We start from the raw sequence: 16,106 nt of genomic DNA, 5'->3' as shown, positions 1-16,106 counted from the left end.
CAGCAGGAGACGTCATGAAGCAGAGCAGGCACGACACGTCGGGCAATCGCGAACTGGACAAGCGCCAGGGGCTCGACGACCGCGAATTGCGCGAGAACGCCGCCGCGAACCAGCAGGCGCGCGAGCGGGCGGACAAGGACTGGGAAAACGCGGCGTCGCATCGCAAGCCGTCGGAGCCGGAACCCGACAAGCCGGCCGGCCGGAAATAGCGCGCCGCCGGGCGTGCGGTGCCGGTCAGATTTGCACCGGGCACCGGCAGGAAAGATGGCGGAAAGCAGCAGGAGTCGAACCTACCTGGGAACGTCTGGCGCCCCCAACCGGGTTTGAAGCCCGGCCGCATCACCGGATACGGATGCCTTCCGTGGTGGGTGGCGCCGCCGGCCGCCATTCGCTGTCCGGCCGCAGCATGCGCGCATTCGCCACGCGGCGAGTGTATCCCGCGCGGTCGAAGAACTCCAGAAGCTGGATCGTCCGCTTGCGGCCCAGCCCCACCGCGTCACGGAACGCGATGACCTCCACGCGCCCGTGCGCGGCGGCCATCGCGCCAAACCGGCCCGCCAGCGCCTCGATGACCGGCGCGGCGTAGAACAGGTCGCGCACCACCTGGTGCACGTCGCCCTGCCGCGCCAGCTTGCGCAGCACCTGCCGCACCTGTTCCTCGGGCGCGTTCAGTGCCACCGCGTGCTCGCGCACCCAGGGCGGGTCGAAGCTGCCAGCCGCCACGCGCGGCAGCAGCCGTGCGGCCAGCGCCTGCTCGGCATCGGTGAACGTGATGGCATGGCCGGGCAGCCGCAGCCAGCCGCCGTGCCGTTCCACGTCGTGCCGCTGGAGCAGCGTATCGAGCAGCGCGGACCAGAGCGCGTCCGGCAGCGGCGCGCCCGCAAAAGCCACGCGGCGCAGCGAGCCGGCGCCCAGGCCGGGTTCGTCGGGCATGCGCGCGTGAAAGCCGGCCAGCGTGTCCAGCACGCGCGCGCGCAACGCATCGACATCGCGCGCCAGGATCCACGTGTCGCCCACGTGCTGCGCGTCGGGCGGCAGCGTCCCCGCATCGGCGGCGCGGCCCGTGAGCCGCACCAGCCGGCGCTCGCCCAGGCCGTGCGGCGCGTGTTCCAGCAGCGCCGCGAGACCCTGGCCGGACAGGTAGCGCTCCACGGCCTGCAGCCACGCCAGCCGGGCCGGCGTGCGGCGGTGCCGCTCGGGGGCCAGGTTGTCCAGCACCACGCCACCGCCCACGGTCTGCGTGGCCTGCGCGTTGCGCACGATGATGCGGTCACCGGCCAGCGCGCAGAGCGGCGTGGCGAACACCAGCTGCGCCAGCGCGGTGCCGCCGGCATCGAGCGACTCGGCGTCCAGCAGCACCACGTTGGCCACGCGATGCGCGGCGCCCAGATGCACGTGCACGGGCGTCCAGTGACCGATCCGCAGGTCGGCGCCCGGCTGCAGCGTCAGGCGGACATCGAGCCGCGTCACCGGCGCCATCAGCACGGGGTCGACGATCCAGTCGCCGCGCCGGATCGCGTCCTTGTCGACGCCGGCCAGGTTCAGCGCGCAGCGCTGGCCGGCCAGCCCGGCATCGGCCGGACGGTTCTGGGCGTGGATGCTGCGCACGCGCGCCGGCAGGCCCGACGGCGCCACCTGCATCACGTCGCCCACGGCCACGCGGCCGTCGAACACGGTGCCGGTGACGACCGTGCCGTGCCCGGCCAGCGTGAACACGCGGTCCACGGCCAGCCGGAACCGGCCATCGCTGCGGCGCGCGGGCTGCTGCCGCGCGGCATCGTGCAGCCAGTCGCGGAGCCGGGCCACGCCGGCGTCGGCGGCATCGGTGGCGTTGACCGCGAAGATGTCGGCGCCGGCATAGGGCGTGGCGGCCAGCAGCGACGCGATCTCGTCGCGCACGGCGGCCAGGCGCGCCGCGTCGGCATGGTCGGCCTTGGTCAGCGCCACCACCGCGCGCGGCACGCCAAGCCGCTCGACGATGGCCACGTGCTCGCGTGTCTGCGGCATGACGCCGTCGTCGGCGGCCACCACCAGCAGCGCCAGGTCGATGCCGCTGGCGCCGGCCGCCATCGTGTGGATCAGCCGCTCATGGCCGGGTACGTCGATGTAGCCCAGCACGTCGCCGCCGGGCAGCGGCGTGTACGCGTAGCCCAGTTCGATCGAGATCCCGCGCGCCTTTTCTTCCTTGAGCCGGTCGGTGTCGACGCCGGTCAGCGCCCGCACCAGCGTGGTCTTGCCATGGTCGATATGCCCGGCCGTGCCGACGATCATGCGTGCAGCGCCTCGGCCAGCCCGGGCAACTGGCCCGTGAACGCGGCTTCGTCGTGCGCTTCCAGGCAGCGCAGGTCGAGCCAGAGCGCGTCGTCGCGGATGCGGCCGATGACCGGGCGAGGCAGCGCGCGCAGCGCCGCTTCCAGTTGCTGCAGCCGGCGGCCGGCGCGCTTGCCCGCATCGCGCGGCGCCACCGCAAGCCCGAAGCTCGGCAGCTGCCCGCCCGGTAGCGCGCCGCTGCCAATCTGGCTGACGGTCGGCACCGCCGACACCTGCCACGCATCGCCCAGCGCCGCCTGCATGGCCGGCACCAGCCGCCCGGCCAGCGTCGCCATCTCGCCGGCGGGGCGCGTCAGCAGCCGCAGCGTCGGCAGCGACGCCGCCAGCGTGTCCGGATCGCGATACAGCCGCAGCACCGGTTCCAGCGCCGCCAGCGTCAGCTTGCCCACGCGCAGCGCGCGCTTGAGCGGGTTCTTCTTGATCCTGGCGATCAGGTCCGCGCGGCCGACGATCAGCCCGGCCTGCGGGCCGCCCAGCAGCTTGTCGCCGCTGAAGGTCACCAGGTCCGCGCCGGCCGCGATGGTGTCGCGCACGGTGGTCTCGGGTGGCAGGCCCCAGCGCGCCAGGTCGCACAGCGTGCCGCTGCCCAGGTCCACCACCACGGGCAGGCCGTGCGGCTGGGCGGTGCGCACCACCTCGGCCACGTCGACGCTGCGCGTGAAACCGGTGATCTCGTAGTTGCTGCAGTGGACCTTCATCAGCAGCGCCGTGCGCGGGCCGATGGCGTTGGCGTAGTCGTGCGGATGGGTGCGGTTGGTCGTGCCGATCTCCACCAGCCGGGCGCCGGCCCGCTGCATCACGTCGGGAATCCGGAACGCGCCGCCGATCTCGACCAGTTCGCCGCGCGACACCACTACCTCGCGGCGCTGCGCCAGCGTGTTCAGCATCAGCAGCACGGCCGCCGCGTTGTTGTTGACCACCGTGGCGGCCTCGGCGCCGGTCAGCTCGCAGAGCAGGTCGTCGACCAGGTCGTCGCGGTCGCCGCGACCGCCGGTGTCGAGGTCGAACTCAAGGTTGGCTGGCGCGGTCATCGCCCGCATCACGGCTTGCACCGCACTGTCGGGCAGCAGCGCGCGGCCCAGGTTGGTGTGCAGCACGGTGCCGGTCAGGTTGAACACGGCGCGCAGGCGGGGCTGGCTGTCGCGCTGCACCTGGGCGGCCAGCGCGTCGCAGAGCGCGGCGTCGGCGATGGCGTGGCGCGTGAGCCGGCCTGCCACGGCCTGCGCGCGCAGCGTATCCAGCAGGCGGCGCAGCGCGGCCGTCACCGGGGCGCGGCCGTACTGGTCCAGCAGCGCCTGCGCGCCGGGCAGCCGCAGCACGCGGTCCACCGACGGAATGTCCGCCGGCTGCGCGGGCATCGACACGCTGTCGTTCATCGTCGCGCCTCCCCGCCGTCCGCGTCGTCGTCATCGTCGTCGGGCAGCCACAGCAGCGGATTGCCGTTGGCGCGGCCGTAGCCGGCCTCGCCCATCATCACGTCGAGCGCCAGCGACGCCAGGTCGTCGGCCAGCGGCTCGGCCAGCGGGTCCTTCTCCATATAGCTGATCTTGCGGTAGTGGTGGCACTGGTCGCAGGTCTCGGCCTTGAGCGCGTCGCCGTGGCCTTCCACGGCGTAGTAGCTGATGCCTTCGGTCGTCTCGCAATGGCTGCACTTGACGCGCACCATGTGCCATTCGGTAGCGCACAGCCCGCAATGCAAGTAACGCAGGCCCTGGTAGCGGCCGCCGATGCGCACGATGCTGGCGACGGGCGGGGTGCCGCAGACCGGGCAGACCGTGTGGACGTCGAGCACCGGGATGTCGCCCTCGCGCAGGCCGCTGGCCAGCACCGTGCGGTCCAGTTGCAGCGCCGCCATCAGCAGCGGGGCCAGCGCGGGGTCCACGGGGCCGTCATGCTGGCCCAGCAGCGCGCGGACCTGATCGGCCAGCGCGGCCGGCGACAGGGCGCGCAGCGTGGCCAGCGGGGCGGCAAGCTCGGGCAGCGCGGCCAGGCGTTCGAACAGCGCCGGGGCCGACACCGGCACGCCGGCATCCTGCGCGGGCAGCAGCGGCATGCAGTGCTCGCCGGCGCGTTCGATGGTCTGGGGGGAGGGCGGGGGAATGTCCAGGGACTGGGCCACTGCGTGCTGCGCGTCGGCCACGGCGGCCATCAGCAGCAGGTAGGGCCCGATGGGGCTGGACGGCGCCAGCTGCCGCAGGCGCTGGGCCCGGGCGCCAAACACTTCGGCGCGCTCGGGCAACCGCACGCGCGCAATGGCGATGTGGTCGATCGATTCGATCTCCGCCGGCTCCAGAATGCGCTGCACCATCGTGTCGTCATCCTTTGGCGAGCCGGCCCGGGGGGTGCCTGCCCGCTATTTGTCGCCTGGCCGGAAGTTCTCGCGGAACCAGGCGCGATGATGTTTCCACGCCCAGCCCGGCGTGACCGTCCCGCGCGTCATGGCCTGCACGGAACCCTTGACCCATACGGCTGCATAGATGTGCACAATGATGCCGCAAATCAGCAGGAAGGCGCAAACGGCGTGCACCACCGACGCGAGCCGGATGGCCCAGATCGGGAACAGGGCGGAGAACCACGCGCGCCACATCACCAGCCCGCTCAGCAACAGCAGCACCAGGCACGCCACCATCACGAAGAACAGCAGCTTCTGGCCCGCGTTGTAGCGGCCCACCTCGGGCACGTTTTCCTCGTGGTTGGTCAGCACGTCGCGGCCGTGGCGCAGCCATTCGCGGTCGCTCCAGGTCATCAGGTTGTGGTGCCAGAAGCGCAGCGCCAGTATCAGGAACGCCACGAACATGAACACGCCGATGTACGGGTGCAGGATGCGCGTCCACGTGCCGCCACCGAACAGCGCGCTCATCCAGTACATCGACGGATGGAACAGCGCCAGCCCGGACAGCGCCAGCAGCACGAACGTCAGCGCCACGATCCAGTGGTTGGTGCGCTCGCCGGCCGTATAGCGGCGGATGTTGGCCTCGCGGCGCTTATCGATTCTCATCGCGCACCTCCTCTGGCGGCGTCACTTCGTCGGGCGTGCCGCGCGGCCGGGGATTGTCGCGGCCCCAGCGCACGATCTCGTCCTCGGCGGCGGCCTCGTCCTCGGGGCCGGTCTCGTTCGGGCCCACGCGGATGTAGTGGAAGAAGCCCGCGATGGCCGCCAGCGCCATGCCGGCCACGGCCAGCGGTTTCGAGATGCCCTTCCACAGGCTCACCAGCGGGCTGATGTGCGGGTCGTCGGGCAGCTCGTGGTACAGGCTCGGCTTGTCGGCGTGATGCAGCACGTACATCACGTGCGTGCCGCCCACGCCGGCCGGGTCGTACAGGCCGGCCTTCTCGAAGCCGCGCGACTTCAGGTCGACGATCCGCTCCTCGGCGTGGGCCACCATGTCGGTCTTGGTGCCGAACACGATGGCGCCGGTCGGGCAGGTCTTCACGCAGGCCGGCTCCTGGCCCACGGCCACGCGGTCCGAGCACAGCGTGCACTTGTACGCCTTGTGGTCGGTCTTCGAGATCCGCGGGATGTTGAACGGGCAGCCGGTGATGCAATAGCCGCAGCCGATGCAGTTTTCCTCGTGGAAGTCGACGATGCCGTTGGCGTACTGGACGATCGCGCCCGGCGCGGGGCACGCCTTGAGGCAGCCGGGGTCCTCGCAGTGCATGCAGCCGTCCTTGCGGATCAGCCATTCCAGGTTGCCGTTCGGGTTCTCGTACTCGGTGAACCGCATCAGGGTCCACGTGTGCTCGTCCAGGTCGGCCGGGTTGTCGTAGACGCCGACGTTCACGCCCACGTCGCCGCGCAGGTCGTTCCATTCCATGCACGCCGCCTGGCAGGCCTTGCAGCCGATGCACTTGGTGGTGTCGATCAGCTTGGCCACGCTGCCGGTAACCGGCTGCCGCACGCTGGGCGGCTGCGTGGTGGTGGCCGAGCGGCGCACGATATCGAGAGACTGTAGTGCCATCGTTGCGCTCCTATGCCCTTTCCACCTTGACCATGAACGACTTGAACTCGGGCGTCTGGGTGTTGCCGTCGCCCACGAACGGCGTGAGCGTGTTGGCCAGGAAGCCCGGCTTGGTCAGCCCCGTGAAGCCCCAGTGCAGCGGTATGCCCACCATGTGCACGGTCTTGCCGTCGATCCGGAACGGCTTGATCCGCTTGGTGACCAGCGCCACGGCCTTGATGTAGCCGCGCGTCGAACTGACCTTCACGCGGTCGCCCGCGTTCACGCCCACCTGCTTGGCCAGGTCCTCGCCGATCTCGACGAACTGCTCGGGCTGCAGGATCGCGTTGATGTGGGCGTGCTTGGTCCAGTAGTGGAAGTGCTCGGTCAGGCGGTACGTGGTGGCGATGACCGGGTAGGCGTCGGGCTTGCCGAACTGCGCCCAGTCGTTCTTGAACACGCGCGCCGCCGGGTTGCTGACCACCTTGGATTCGCGCCCGTTCAGCGGGTTGTAGCCCAGCGGGTTCTCGAACGGCTCGTAGTGCTCGGGGAACGGCCCCTCCACCAGCGTCTGCCGGGCAAAGAACCGCGCCACGCCTTCGGCCTGCATGATGAACGGCCCCATGCCGTTGGCCGGGTCCTCGTCCAGCTTGAAGTCCGGCGTGTCGAAGCCCGTCCAGCTCTTGCCGTTCCAGGCAATCAGCTTGCGGCCCGGGTTGAACGGCTTGCCGTTCACGTCGCACGATGCCCGGTTGTACAGCACGCGCCGGTTGGCCGGCCACGACCACGCCCAGTTCAGGTTCTGGCCGATGCCGGTGGGGTCGCTGTTGTCGCGCTTGGCCATCTGGTTGCCGGCCTGCGTCCACGACCCGCAGTAGATCCAGCAGCCGCTCGCGGTGCTGCCGTCGGCCTGCAGCTCGCCAAAGCTGTTCAGCTGCTCGCCGGCCTTGCGCACGACCTTGGTCGGGTCCTTCGGGTCGACGAGGTCGGTCAGCGCGCGGCCCGAATACTCCTTCGCCAGCTCCTCGGGCGTGGGCGAATGCGGCACCGCGTACGGCCAGTGCAGGTTGACGATGGGGTCCGGATACTTGCCGCCGTCCTTCTGGTACAGCGTGCGGATGCGCAGCCACAGGTCGGACATGATCTCGATGTCGCTGCGCGCCTCGCCCGGCGGGTCGGCGCCCTGCCAGTGCCATTGCAGCCAGCGCGACGAATTCACGAGCGCGCCGTTTTCCTCGGCAAAGCAGGTGGTGGGCAGCCGGAAGACCTCGGTCTTGATCGACTTGGTGTCCACGTCGTTCGATTCGCCGACGTTGCGCCAGAACTCTGACGTCTCGGTGGCCAGCGGGTCCATCACCACCATGAACTTCAACTGGCTCAGGCTCTGCAATAGCTTGGCCTTGTTCGGCGCCGCCGCCAGCGGGTTGAAGCCCTGGAGGATGTAGCCGTTGACCCGGCCGGCGTGCATCAGCTCGAAGACCTGCAGCATGTCGTAGGCCTTGTCGAGCTTGGGCAGGTAGTCGAACGCCCAGTTGTTTTCCCTGGTGGCGGCCGGGCCCCACCACGCCTTCATCAGGCTGACGTGGAACTTGCCGTAGTTCTGCCAGTAGCTGAGCTGGTTGGGCCGCAGCGGCTTGAACGAGCGGGCCTCGATGTACTTGTCGTAGTCGACCTCGGAGTCGGCCGGCAGCGTCAGGTAGCCGGGCAGCAGGTTGGTCATCAGGCCCAGGTCGGTCAGGCCCTGGATGTTGGAGTGGCCGCGCAGCGCGTTCATGCCGCCGCCGGCAATGCCGATGTTGCCCAGCAGCAGCTGCACCATCGCGCCGCAGCGGATCATCTGCGAGCCGATGGAGTGCTGCGTCCAGCCCAGCGCGTACATGATGGTCATGGCGCGGCTTGGCGTGGCCGTGCTGGCCATCATCTCGCAGACCTTCAGGAAGCGGTCCTGCGGCGTGCCGCAGACGCGCTCGACCATTTCCGGCGTGTAGCGCGCGTAGTGGGCCTTGAGCAGCTGGTAGACGCAGCGCGGGTGCTGCAGCGTCGGGTCGGTCTTCACATAGCCGTCGTCGCCTTTCTCCCAGTCCCAGCTTTCCTTCAGGTAGTGGCGCTTCTCGGCGTCGTAGCCGGAGAAGATGCCGTCCTTGAACTGGTAGTCCTCGCGCACGATGAACGTGAGATCAGTGTAGTTCTTCACGTACTCGTGCTGGATCCGGTCGTTTTCCAGCAGCCAGCGGATGACGCCGCCCAGGAACACGATGTCCGTGCCGGTGCGGATCTGCACGTAATAGTCGGCCACGGACGCCGAGCGCGTGAAGCGCGGGTCCACCACGATCAGGCGCGCCTTGTTGTGCGCCTTGGCTTCGGTCACCCACTTGAAACCGCACGGGTGGGCCTCGGCGGCATTGCCGCCCATGATCAGGATAACGTCCGCGTTCTTGATGTCGACCCAATGGTTCGTCATCGCTCCACGGCCAAACGTCGGGGCAAGACCTGCCACCGTCGGGCCATGTCAGACACGTGCCTGGTTGTCGAACCCCAGCATGCCAAGACTGCGGATCGTCTTGTGCGTGATGTATCCCGTCTCGTTGCTGCTGGCCGACGCGGCCAGCATCGCGGTACTGAGCCAGCGGTTCACGGTCTGGCCCTGCTCGTTCTTCTCGATGAAGTTGGCGTCGCGGTCCTGCTTCATCAGCGTGGCGATGCGGGCGAGCGCGTCGTCCCACGAGATGCGCTGCCACTTGTCCGATCCCGGCGCGCGGTACTCGGGGTACTGCAACCGGTTGGGACTATGGATGAAGTCGATCAGGCCGGCGCCCTTGGGACACAGCGTGCCGCGGTTGACCGGGTGGTCCGGGTCGCCCTCGATGTGGATGATGCTGGCCTTCGCGTTCTTGGCCTTGTCGCCAAGGCTGTACATCAGCAGGCCACATGCCACCGAGCAGTAGGGGCAGGTATTGCGGGTCTCGGTGGTACGCGCCAGCTTGTAGGCCCGTACCTCCGCCAGCGCCGTGTCGGGCGCAAACCCGACCAGCGCGAGGCTCGATCCCGCCAGCGACGCTCCCGTGAACTTCAGGAACTGTCGGCGGTTCATCGTAACCATGAGCACACCTCCTTGTACCGACTCGCCGGCCGGTCATGGACTTGTTGCAGGGACAAGGACCAGTATAGGCATTAGTGGCGTTTTCGCTATGTATGCAGACCGAACGGGTGGCTCAAACGGCGATATTGGGGGTTTTGTGATTTAACGATTACTTTAAGGTGCACGCGAGGCGAAAAAAAACCCGCTGGCGAACCAGCGGGTTTCTCGTCTGGACAGCAATGGCTTGCCATGCACTGTCCGATGGCCCATTACCGCAGGCTTTGCAGTTCCTGCGTGTACACCTTCATGAACGTCGGGTTCGAGAAACCGGTGGGATAACCGTAGTTCGAAACCCATTTCACCGTACGGCCGTTTTCCGGCGACCACCAGCCCGTGACCGTTTCGCTGTACGTGGCGGTACCGAGGTTGCCGTTCGGCAGTTGAACATCGTTCGAGTTCGTGTAGGTGATGACGTAGTTGATGCGCAGCGCGTTGAACGTGCCGGCGGCCGTGGTGACCGGCTCATAACCCGCAACGGTAGCCTTCACTGCGCCGCTTTCACGATAGCCAGCCTGGCAGCTATAGGCCCACGTATCGCTCCACGTCTTGCCGACGTACATCGGGAAGCTGTAGAGATTGCGCTTCGGGGCGTACGTGCACACGTTGCCGTTGTCCAGGTACGTACGCGTCAGGCGGTTGCGGTCCTGATCCTGCGTGTAGCTCTGGGACGGCGTGTTGGTGTCGATGTTGAGACCGGTGATCGATGCGATACCGTTGCTGACCGCCGTCGTGGTGTAGGCGATGTGCTGCGTGCCACCGCCGCCGCCGAGACGTTGCGACGTCTCGGCGTACGTGGCGACTTCGCCAGCCTTCTGGACGGGCGAGGTGTAGCGCTGCGGCGCCACGGTCAGGTTCAGCTTGAACACCTTGCTGGCATCGCTCACCAGCGTGGCCGTGAGCTGGATGGTGTCGCCCGTCGGGCTGACCAGATTGCCCGACCAGTTGGTCTCGTTCAGCGTCTGGTTGGTCACCGTGGTCTGATTGCTCGTGATAACCGCCTGCCACTTGACCGGCGCGCTCGTCCGCAGTGCCAGGTAGTCACCCGACTGCACGCTCAGCGACGCGGCCTGGCCGGTAGCGACCGAGGTGCCTTGCGTCGTGCTGCCCGATGCGCTGACGCTCAGCGTGGCGCCGCCGCCGCTATCGTCGCCGCCACCACCGCACGCGCCAAGCATTGCGGCCAGCGCGAAGCTGGCCATCCATTTACCCATTCCCTTCATGATTTCCCCTAACGTTCTTTTTCGGTGTCTGGCCCCGGACCTGGTTTTCATATCAGGGCCGGGGCAGATTCTAGGGGGAAGTGATTTAAGCTGCGCCCCCAACCTCAGGGGGGCTTGACGGCGTTGCCGGGAAATCAGCGGCCGATAATCAAGGTCGGGTTATACCGATTACCTGCCATGGTTTTCGGGGTTGCCCGACAACCGGTAATAACGATTATCTTGGGATGCGCCCGAGCTACCGAGCTTCAACCTTTAAAAATCCACCTTCTGCCCCGGCTCCGGCACGATCACGGCCGTGGCCGGGTTGTTGCCCAGCGCCGTCTTCAGCTCTGCCGGCGTGCCACGCAGCATCGGGCTGGTGCCGTAGTGCATCGGGATCGCGTATTTCGGCTTGATGAAGTCGCGCAGCGCGATGGCGGCGTCTTGCGGGCCCATCGTGAAATGGCCGCCGATCGGGATCAGCACCAGGTCAGGCTTGTAGCGGTCGGCCACCATCATCATGTCGCCGTACAGGCCGGTGTCGCCCATGTGCCAGATCTTGAAGCCGTTTTCCATCTCGATGATGTAGCCCACCGGTTCACCGCCGTAGTGCGTTTCGTCCTTGCCGGTGGCGGGATTCTTCCAGACCAGTTCCGACGAATGCTCGGCATGCACGGCTGTCACCTTGGGGCCGTTCGGGCCCAGCGGCTGGACCGTGCCGCTCTTGTTGAAGCGTTGCGACAGGTTGGCCGGCACCATGCCCAGGCTCACGAGCTGCTGGCCCATGCCGCCGCCGTTCCAGATGGGCGCGTTGTTGAGCTTGGCCAGTTCGGCCGCGTCGCCCAGGTGGTCGCCGTGGGCGTGGGTGACCAGGATCAGGTCGACCTTGCCCAGCGCCGATAGCTGCTTGAACGGGGCCGGGGTCTTGGGATTGCCGGTCAGCCACGGGTCGACCACGATGACCTTGCCGCCCGGCGTGGTGATGCGCATCGCGGCCTGCCCCAGCCAGAGCACCTCGGTCTTGCCGGCGGCTACCGGCGCGCCGGTGGCGCCGGGCTGGGCCGGGGCGGGCGGATTCGAAACATTGCTGGCGCAGGCGGTGAGCAGGGCCACCGCGCCGGCGATCAGCAGATGGCGGGGGCGCAGCGCAAAGCGGCGTGTGATCATGGTCGTCCCTTTTGGAATTGTCTAGACATTTGCCAGAACCGCACCGCTTCAGCAGGCTGCCGCGCAGGCACCGAGGCGTTGCGATGTGGAGTATTTGCATCGCCCGAAACGCTGTCAACTGGCATTTCCCGCGCCATGACCGGACAGAAGTTGTAACGTCAGATTCAAGAAACGGCTATTTGCGGGCCGGTGCGGCCCGGCTGGCGGGGCGCCGGGGTGGCCTGGCATTTACATCTGCTCACCAGCGTGTAACCCATCGTAATCATCGGGCGTCCATCATGCATTCCGTAGTGCGGGCCATTCGCGGCCCGCCAAGGAGTGAAAGATGCGCAAGTCGATTCGTTACACCGGTATCGCCGTCCTGAGTGCCGCCATGCTGGTCGCGGGGACGGCCTCGGCCCGTGACCGTTACCACCATGGTGGCGGCGGATCGTCCGCGGGGGCGGCGATTGCCGTGGCGGCCGTGGCGGGGCTGGCGCTCGGCGCGCTGGTGGCCAGCAGCCAGCCGGTGGTGGCCGCGCCGGCGCCGTACTATGCCCCGCCGCCGCAGCCGGTGGCCTACGCCGCGCCGGCCGTGCCGCCGGGCTACTGCTACGACAACTACCGCGGCGGCTACGTGCCGTGCGGCCGCCCGGCGCCGGTGCAATATGCGCCGCCGTCGTCGTACTACGGTTCGTCGTACTACGGGTATTGAGATCCGGGCCCGGCCGGGCCCATCGGGGGATGGACGGGAAGGCAGCCTGCGTGGCTGCCTTTCGTCATCTGGGGGTCAGGTCGCGGCGCCCAGCGTGATGGTGGACGCGCCGGCATCTTCCACGTCGATGCCCCAGTCGCCATGCATGTACCAGTCGTCGCCCAGCAGTTCGGCCGGATGCTGCGTGCGGCTGGAGCCGTTGCCGCAGCCCATGGCGTCGACGGCGCAATATTTGTCGCAGCCCCAGCAGATACGCTCGGGATGCCTGGGATGAAGCGGAAATTTCTTGGCCATGTGGATGCGCCGGCGTGCGGATGGGGCGCCGACGCATTCGATGGTAGTGCGTCCGCCGGCAGGTTTTGGCGATTTTGCTAGTCGGTTTGCGCAGGATCAATTGCGATGCCACGCTGTGGAATCAAGGTCCTCCCCGCTAGCGCCGGCGCATCACCAGATACAGCCCGGCCGCCGCGATGGCCATCCCCGGCCACGCCATCGGCGGCAGCGACTCGCCCAGCAGCACGAACGCGATGACGGCCGTCATGGGCGGCACCAGGAAGAACAGCGCCGACACGCGCGACGCCTCGCCATGGCGGATCATCGCCAGCAGCAGCGATATCGCCACCAGCGAATTGCACAGCACCAGATACGCCAGCGAGCCGAACAGCCCCGGCGTCCACGCCACGTGCATCGGCTCGGTCAGCCACGCCAGCGGCGCGGTTACCGCCAGCGCCACCCCGTACTGCACCGTATTGGCCAGCACCGGATGCACGGGCGAGCCGAAGCGCTTTTCCCAGAGCGTGCCGGCCGTGATGGCCAGCAGCGCCAGCACCGCGAACAGCAGGCCCAGCGCGGAACTCATCTGCACGGACGACCGGGCCGTGATGACCAGTGTCGCGCCCGTCACGCCCAGCGCCAGCCCGGCCCAGCGCACGCGGTCCACGCGCTCGCCGGCAATCAGCGGCGCCAGCAGGCCGATCAGGATCGGCTGCTGCGACGTGACCAGCGCCACCGCGCCGGCCGACATCCCCAGCTTCAGGCTCAGGTACGTGAACGCAAAATAGCCGGCCTGGATCAGCAGGCCGATCATCGCCAGGTGCAGCCACGGCGCCAGCCCCGGCGGCATGGCGGGCCGCAGCCACAGGCACGGGCCGATCAGCAGCCCGACCACGATGGCGTAGCGCAGCGCCAGGAACGTCAGCGGATCGGCATATTGCAGGCCGAGCTTGAGGAACACGAAGCCGCAGGACCACAGCAACAGGAACAGCGCGGGAGCCAGGCGCAGCCAGAGCGGGGCGGCCGGCGCCTGCAACGTACGGTCGGTCATGGATGGGCCAGCCGGGGCGGGCCGGCCACGGCGGAGTCAAGGGGGCAAGCCGAGACGATAGCACCGCATCGCATCAGGCCATCAGCTTTTCCTTGACGATCGGCAGGTCGCGCACGCGCTTGCCCGTGGCGTGGTGCACCGCGTTGGCCACGGCGGCGGCAAAGCCGGTGATGCCGATCTCGCCAATGCCGCGCGCGCCGAACTCGTTGAACGCCAGGTCCGGATGGTCCAGCAGCAGCACGTCGATCTGCGGCTGGTCGGCGTGCACCGGCACCGCGTACTCGGCGTAGTTGTTGTTGCCCGGCATGCCGTTGCGCTCGTCGTACTCGGTGGCCTCGAACAGCGCCATGCCGATGCCCATCACGATGGCGCCCTCCACCTGGTTGCGCGCGGTCACGGGGTTGATCACGCGGCCCACGTCGATGGCGCTGACCACGCGCGACACGCGCAGCCGCGAGATGCCGGGGTCCCAGCGCACCTCCACGAAATGCGCGCCGAACGACATGAACGACATCTTGTCGGTGTTCGGCGCGCCGCCCGTGCGCCCGAAGCCCTCGGCCGCGGCAAAGCGCTGCTGGTTCAGCACGTCCGCGTAGCCCACGCTGCGCTTGCCGTCGGTCAGCTTGCCGTCCTGGAGCTTCAGCGTCTCGGGGTTGGCGCCGGCAAACGCGCCGCCCTCGCCGGTGGCAAAGCCGCGTAGCTGGCCGATGGCCTCGCGCGTGGCCTCGGCCACGGCGGGCAGCACGCTGGCCGTTGCCCACGACCCGCCCGCCACGGGCGCGGCCGGGAACGACGAATCGCCAATCCGCACGTCGATCTTCTCGAACGGCAGCCCGGTCAGCTCGCTCACGGTCTGCGCGACGATCGTGTACATGCCGGTGCCGATGTCCTGGATCGCGCAGGTCACCTGTGCCGTGCCGTCGCTGCGCAGGAACACGCGGGCCTCGGCTGGCGTGCGCCAGGCGTCCCAGTTGCAGACGGCCACGCCGTAGCCGATGACCTCGTGGCCGTCCCGCATCGACCCCGGGCGCGGGTCGCGCCTGTCCCAGCCGAACTTGCGGCTGCCCAGCTCGATGGCCTCGCGCAGGTGGTTGCTCGACCACGGCAGGTTCATGCTTTCGTCGCGCGTGGACAGGTTGGTCATGCGGAACTGCACCGGGTCCTGCCCGCAGGCCAGCGCCAGTTCGTCGATGGCCGATTCCAGCGCGAACAGCCCGGGCGCGGCGCCCGGCGCGCGCATCGACGTGGGCGCGCCCCGGTGCACGCTGGTCGTGTGGTGCGTGACCAGCACGTTCGGGCACGAATAGAGGCTCTGCGTCATGCCGCCGCAGTTCTCCACGTACTGCTCGATGAACGACGTGGTGTTGACCGATTCGTGCCGGATCGACGTGATGCGCCCGTCGGCACTGGCCGACAGCCGCAGGTGCTGGCGCGTCTCGGGCCGCTGGCCCGTGGTCGTGAACATGGCCGCGCGCGGCACCACGAACTTGACCGGCCGGCCCGTCATCTGCGCCGCCGCGCTGGTGGCCACCGAATGCGGCCACATGAACAGCTTGGCGCCAAAGCCGGACCCCAGGAACGGGCAGTCCACGGTCACGCGCTCGGGCGTCAGGCCGAATACCTGCGCGATGGTATTGCGGTGCACGGTGGCACCCTGCGTGGCCTCGTAGAGATGCAGCTCGCCGCCTTCCCACCACGCCACGGTGGCGTGCATCTCCATCGGGTTGTGGGTCTCCACGGGCGTGCGGTAGATGGCGTCGACCTTGACCGCGCCCTGGTCGAACGCCGGCGCCGGCGTGCCGCGGGCATGGCCCGCTTGCGTCGGCTTCAGGCCATTGGCCTTGACGCCGTGCTCCAGGTCCGCCACCGCCTTGTCTGGCGCGTACGCCACGCGCACGCGGTACGCGGCGTCGCGCGCGTGCTCGAACGTGTCCGCCACCACCAGCGCCACCATCTGGCCGCCGTAGTGGATCGTCTCGTCCTCGAACGGCAGCCGGTGCTCGTCGGTGATCGACGCGGTCAGGATGGTGGCGCCCGAGATCGGGCTCTTCGGCGTCCTGTACAGGCGCGGAAAGTTGCCGTGGTGCAGGATGTCGACCACGCCCGGCACGCGGCGCGCGTCGGCCACGTCGATGCCGGTGATGCGCCCGCTGGCCACGGTGCTGTAGACGCCGTAGGCGTGCAGCATGCCCGGCATCGAGCGGTCGGCGGTGTAGAGGGCGGCGCCGGTCACCTTGAGCCGGCCATCGATGCGGCGCGGCGAGGCGCCGATAGCAGTGCGGTTCACGCGGGTCTCTCCTTGGGCGGTGCCGGG

General features: G+C 68.6%; 13 protein-coding genes and 1 tRNA gene. 2 read left to right on the top strand and 12 right to left on the bottom strand.

Translation table 11 applies throughout. From position 1 onward, the window contains the following. Window positions 1–14 precede the first annotated feature (14 nt). On the top strand, window positions 15–209 hold the full coding sequence (locus tag EHF44_RS21510; protein WP_124685737.1) for a hypothetical protein: 195 nt from the start codon (window positions 15–17) through the stop codon (window positions 207–209). A gap of 56 nt (window positions 210–265) precedes the next feature. Here EHF44_RS21510 and EHF44_RS28225 read toward each other — a convergent pair. The 9 genes from EHF44_RS28225 to EHF44_RS21465 form a co-directional block, all read right to left on the bottom strand. Then, a tRNA-Sec gene (locus tag EHF44_RS28225) sits at window positions 266–361 on the bottom strand. Continuing rightward, on the bottom strand, window positions 340–2,271 hold the full coding sequence (gene selB / locus EHF44_RS21505) for a selenocysteine-specific translation elongation factor (protein WP_124685736.1): 1,932 nt from the start codon (window positions 2,269–2,271) through the stop codon (window positions 340–342). Before selB ends, EHF44_RS28225 begins: the two co-directional genes overlap by 22 nt. Further along, on the bottom strand, window positions 2,268–3,707 hold the full coding sequence (gene selA, locus EHF44_RS21500) for an L-seryl-tRNA(Sec) selenium transferase (RefSeq protein ID WP_124685735.1): 1,440 nt from the start codon (window positions 3,705–3,707) through the stop codon (window positions 2,268–2,270). Before selA ends, selB begins: the two co-directional genes overlap by 4 nt. After that, window positions 3,704–4,639, bottom strand: a complete 936-nt coding sequence (gene fdhE / locus EHF44_RS21495) for a formate dehydrogenase accessory protein FdhE (RefSeq protein ID WP_124685734.1) — start codon at window positions 4,637–4,639, stop codon at window positions 3,704–3,706. The genes selA and fdhE overlap by 4 nt, the downstream gene beginning before the upstream one ends. A 45-nt stretch (window positions 4,640–4,684) precedes the next feature. Continuing rightward, window positions 4,685–5,329: a formate dehydrogenase subunit gamma gene (locus EHF44_RS21490; protein ID WP_124685733.1), complete on the bottom strand. Its 645-nt coding sequence runs from the start codon at window positions 5,327–5,329 to the stop codon at window positions 4,685–4,687. Then, complete coding sequence (fdxH, locus tag EHF44_RS21485) at window positions 5,316–6,290, bottom strand: formate dehydrogenase subunit beta (RefSeq protein WP_124685732.1); 975 nt, start codon at window positions 6,288–6,290, stop codon at window positions 5,316–5,318. Before fdxH ends, EHF44_RS21490 begins: the two co-directional genes overlap by 14 nt. Window positions 6,291–6,300: 10 nt before the next feature. Continuing rightward, window positions 6,301–9,369 carry a formate dehydrogenase-N subunit alpha gene (gene fdnG, locus EHF44_RS21480; protein ID WP_148094324.1) on the bottom strand — a complete coding sequence of 1,023 codons (3,069 nt, stop codon included), beginning with the start codon at window positions 9,367–9,369 and terminating at the stop codon, window positions 6,301–6,303. A 248-nt stretch (window positions 9,370–9,617) separates the two neighbouring features. Continuing rightward, window positions 9,618–10,628: a hypothetical protein gene (locus EHF44_RS21470; protein ID WP_124685729.1), complete on the bottom strand. Its 1,011-nt coding sequence runs from the start codon at window positions 10,626–10,628 to the stop codon at window positions 9,618–9,620. Window positions 10,629–10,880: 252 nt separating this feature from the next. Continuing rightward, entirely contained in the window at window positions 10,881–11,774 is an 894-nt protein-coding gene (locus EHF44_RS21465; RefSeq protein WP_124685728.1) for a metal-dependent hydrolase, read from the bottom strand. Window positions 11,775–12,099: 325 nt separating this feature from the next. Between EHF44_RS21465 and EHF44_RS21460 the strand changes: the two genes are divergently transcribed. Continuing rightward, window positions 12,100–12,468: a mechanosensitive ion channel protein MscS gene (locus EHF44_RS21460; protein ID WP_124685727.1), complete on the top strand. Its 369-nt coding sequence runs from the start codon at window positions 12,100–12,102 to the stop codon at window positions 12,466–12,468. A gap of 75 nt (window positions 12,469–12,543) precedes the next feature. On the opposite strand, the gene EHF44_RS21455 is transcribed toward EHF44_RS21460, so the two are convergent. From EHF44_RS21455 to EHF44_RS21445, 3 genes are all read right to left on the bottom strand, one after another. After that, complete coding sequence (locus EHF44_RS21455) at window positions 12,544–12,762, bottom strand: DUF3079 domain-containing protein (RefSeq protein WP_124685726.1); 219 nt, start codon at window positions 12,760–12,762, stop codon at window positions 12,544–12,546. Between the two features lie 136 nt (window positions 12,763–12,898). Next, complete coding sequence (locus EHF44_RS21450) at window positions 12,899–13,792, bottom strand: DMT family transporter (protein WP_124685725.1); 894 nt, start codon at window positions 13,790–13,792, stop codon at window positions 12,899–12,901. A gap of 73 nt (window positions 13,793–13,865) precedes the next feature. After that, the gene (locus EHF44_RS21445) at window positions 13,866–16,079 is read right to left on the bottom strand and encodes a xanthine dehydrogenase family protein molybdopterin-binding subunit (protein WP_124685724.1); all 2,214 of its coding nucleotides are present in this window, start codon (window positions 16,077–16,079) and stop codon (window positions 13,866–13,868) included. Window positions 16,080–16,106: the final 27 nt, after the last annotated feature.

The sequence above is a fragment of the Cupriavidus pauculus genome (assembly GCF_003854935.1).
In the GTDB taxonomy this organism is placed as follows: Bacteria; Pseudomonadota; Gammaproteobacteria; order Burkholderiales; family Burkholderiaceae; genus Cupriavidus; species Cupriavidus pauculus_C.
The sequence above is the reverse complement of the archived record's forward strand: the minus strand, read 5'-3'. Positions and strand labels throughout refer to the sequence as shown.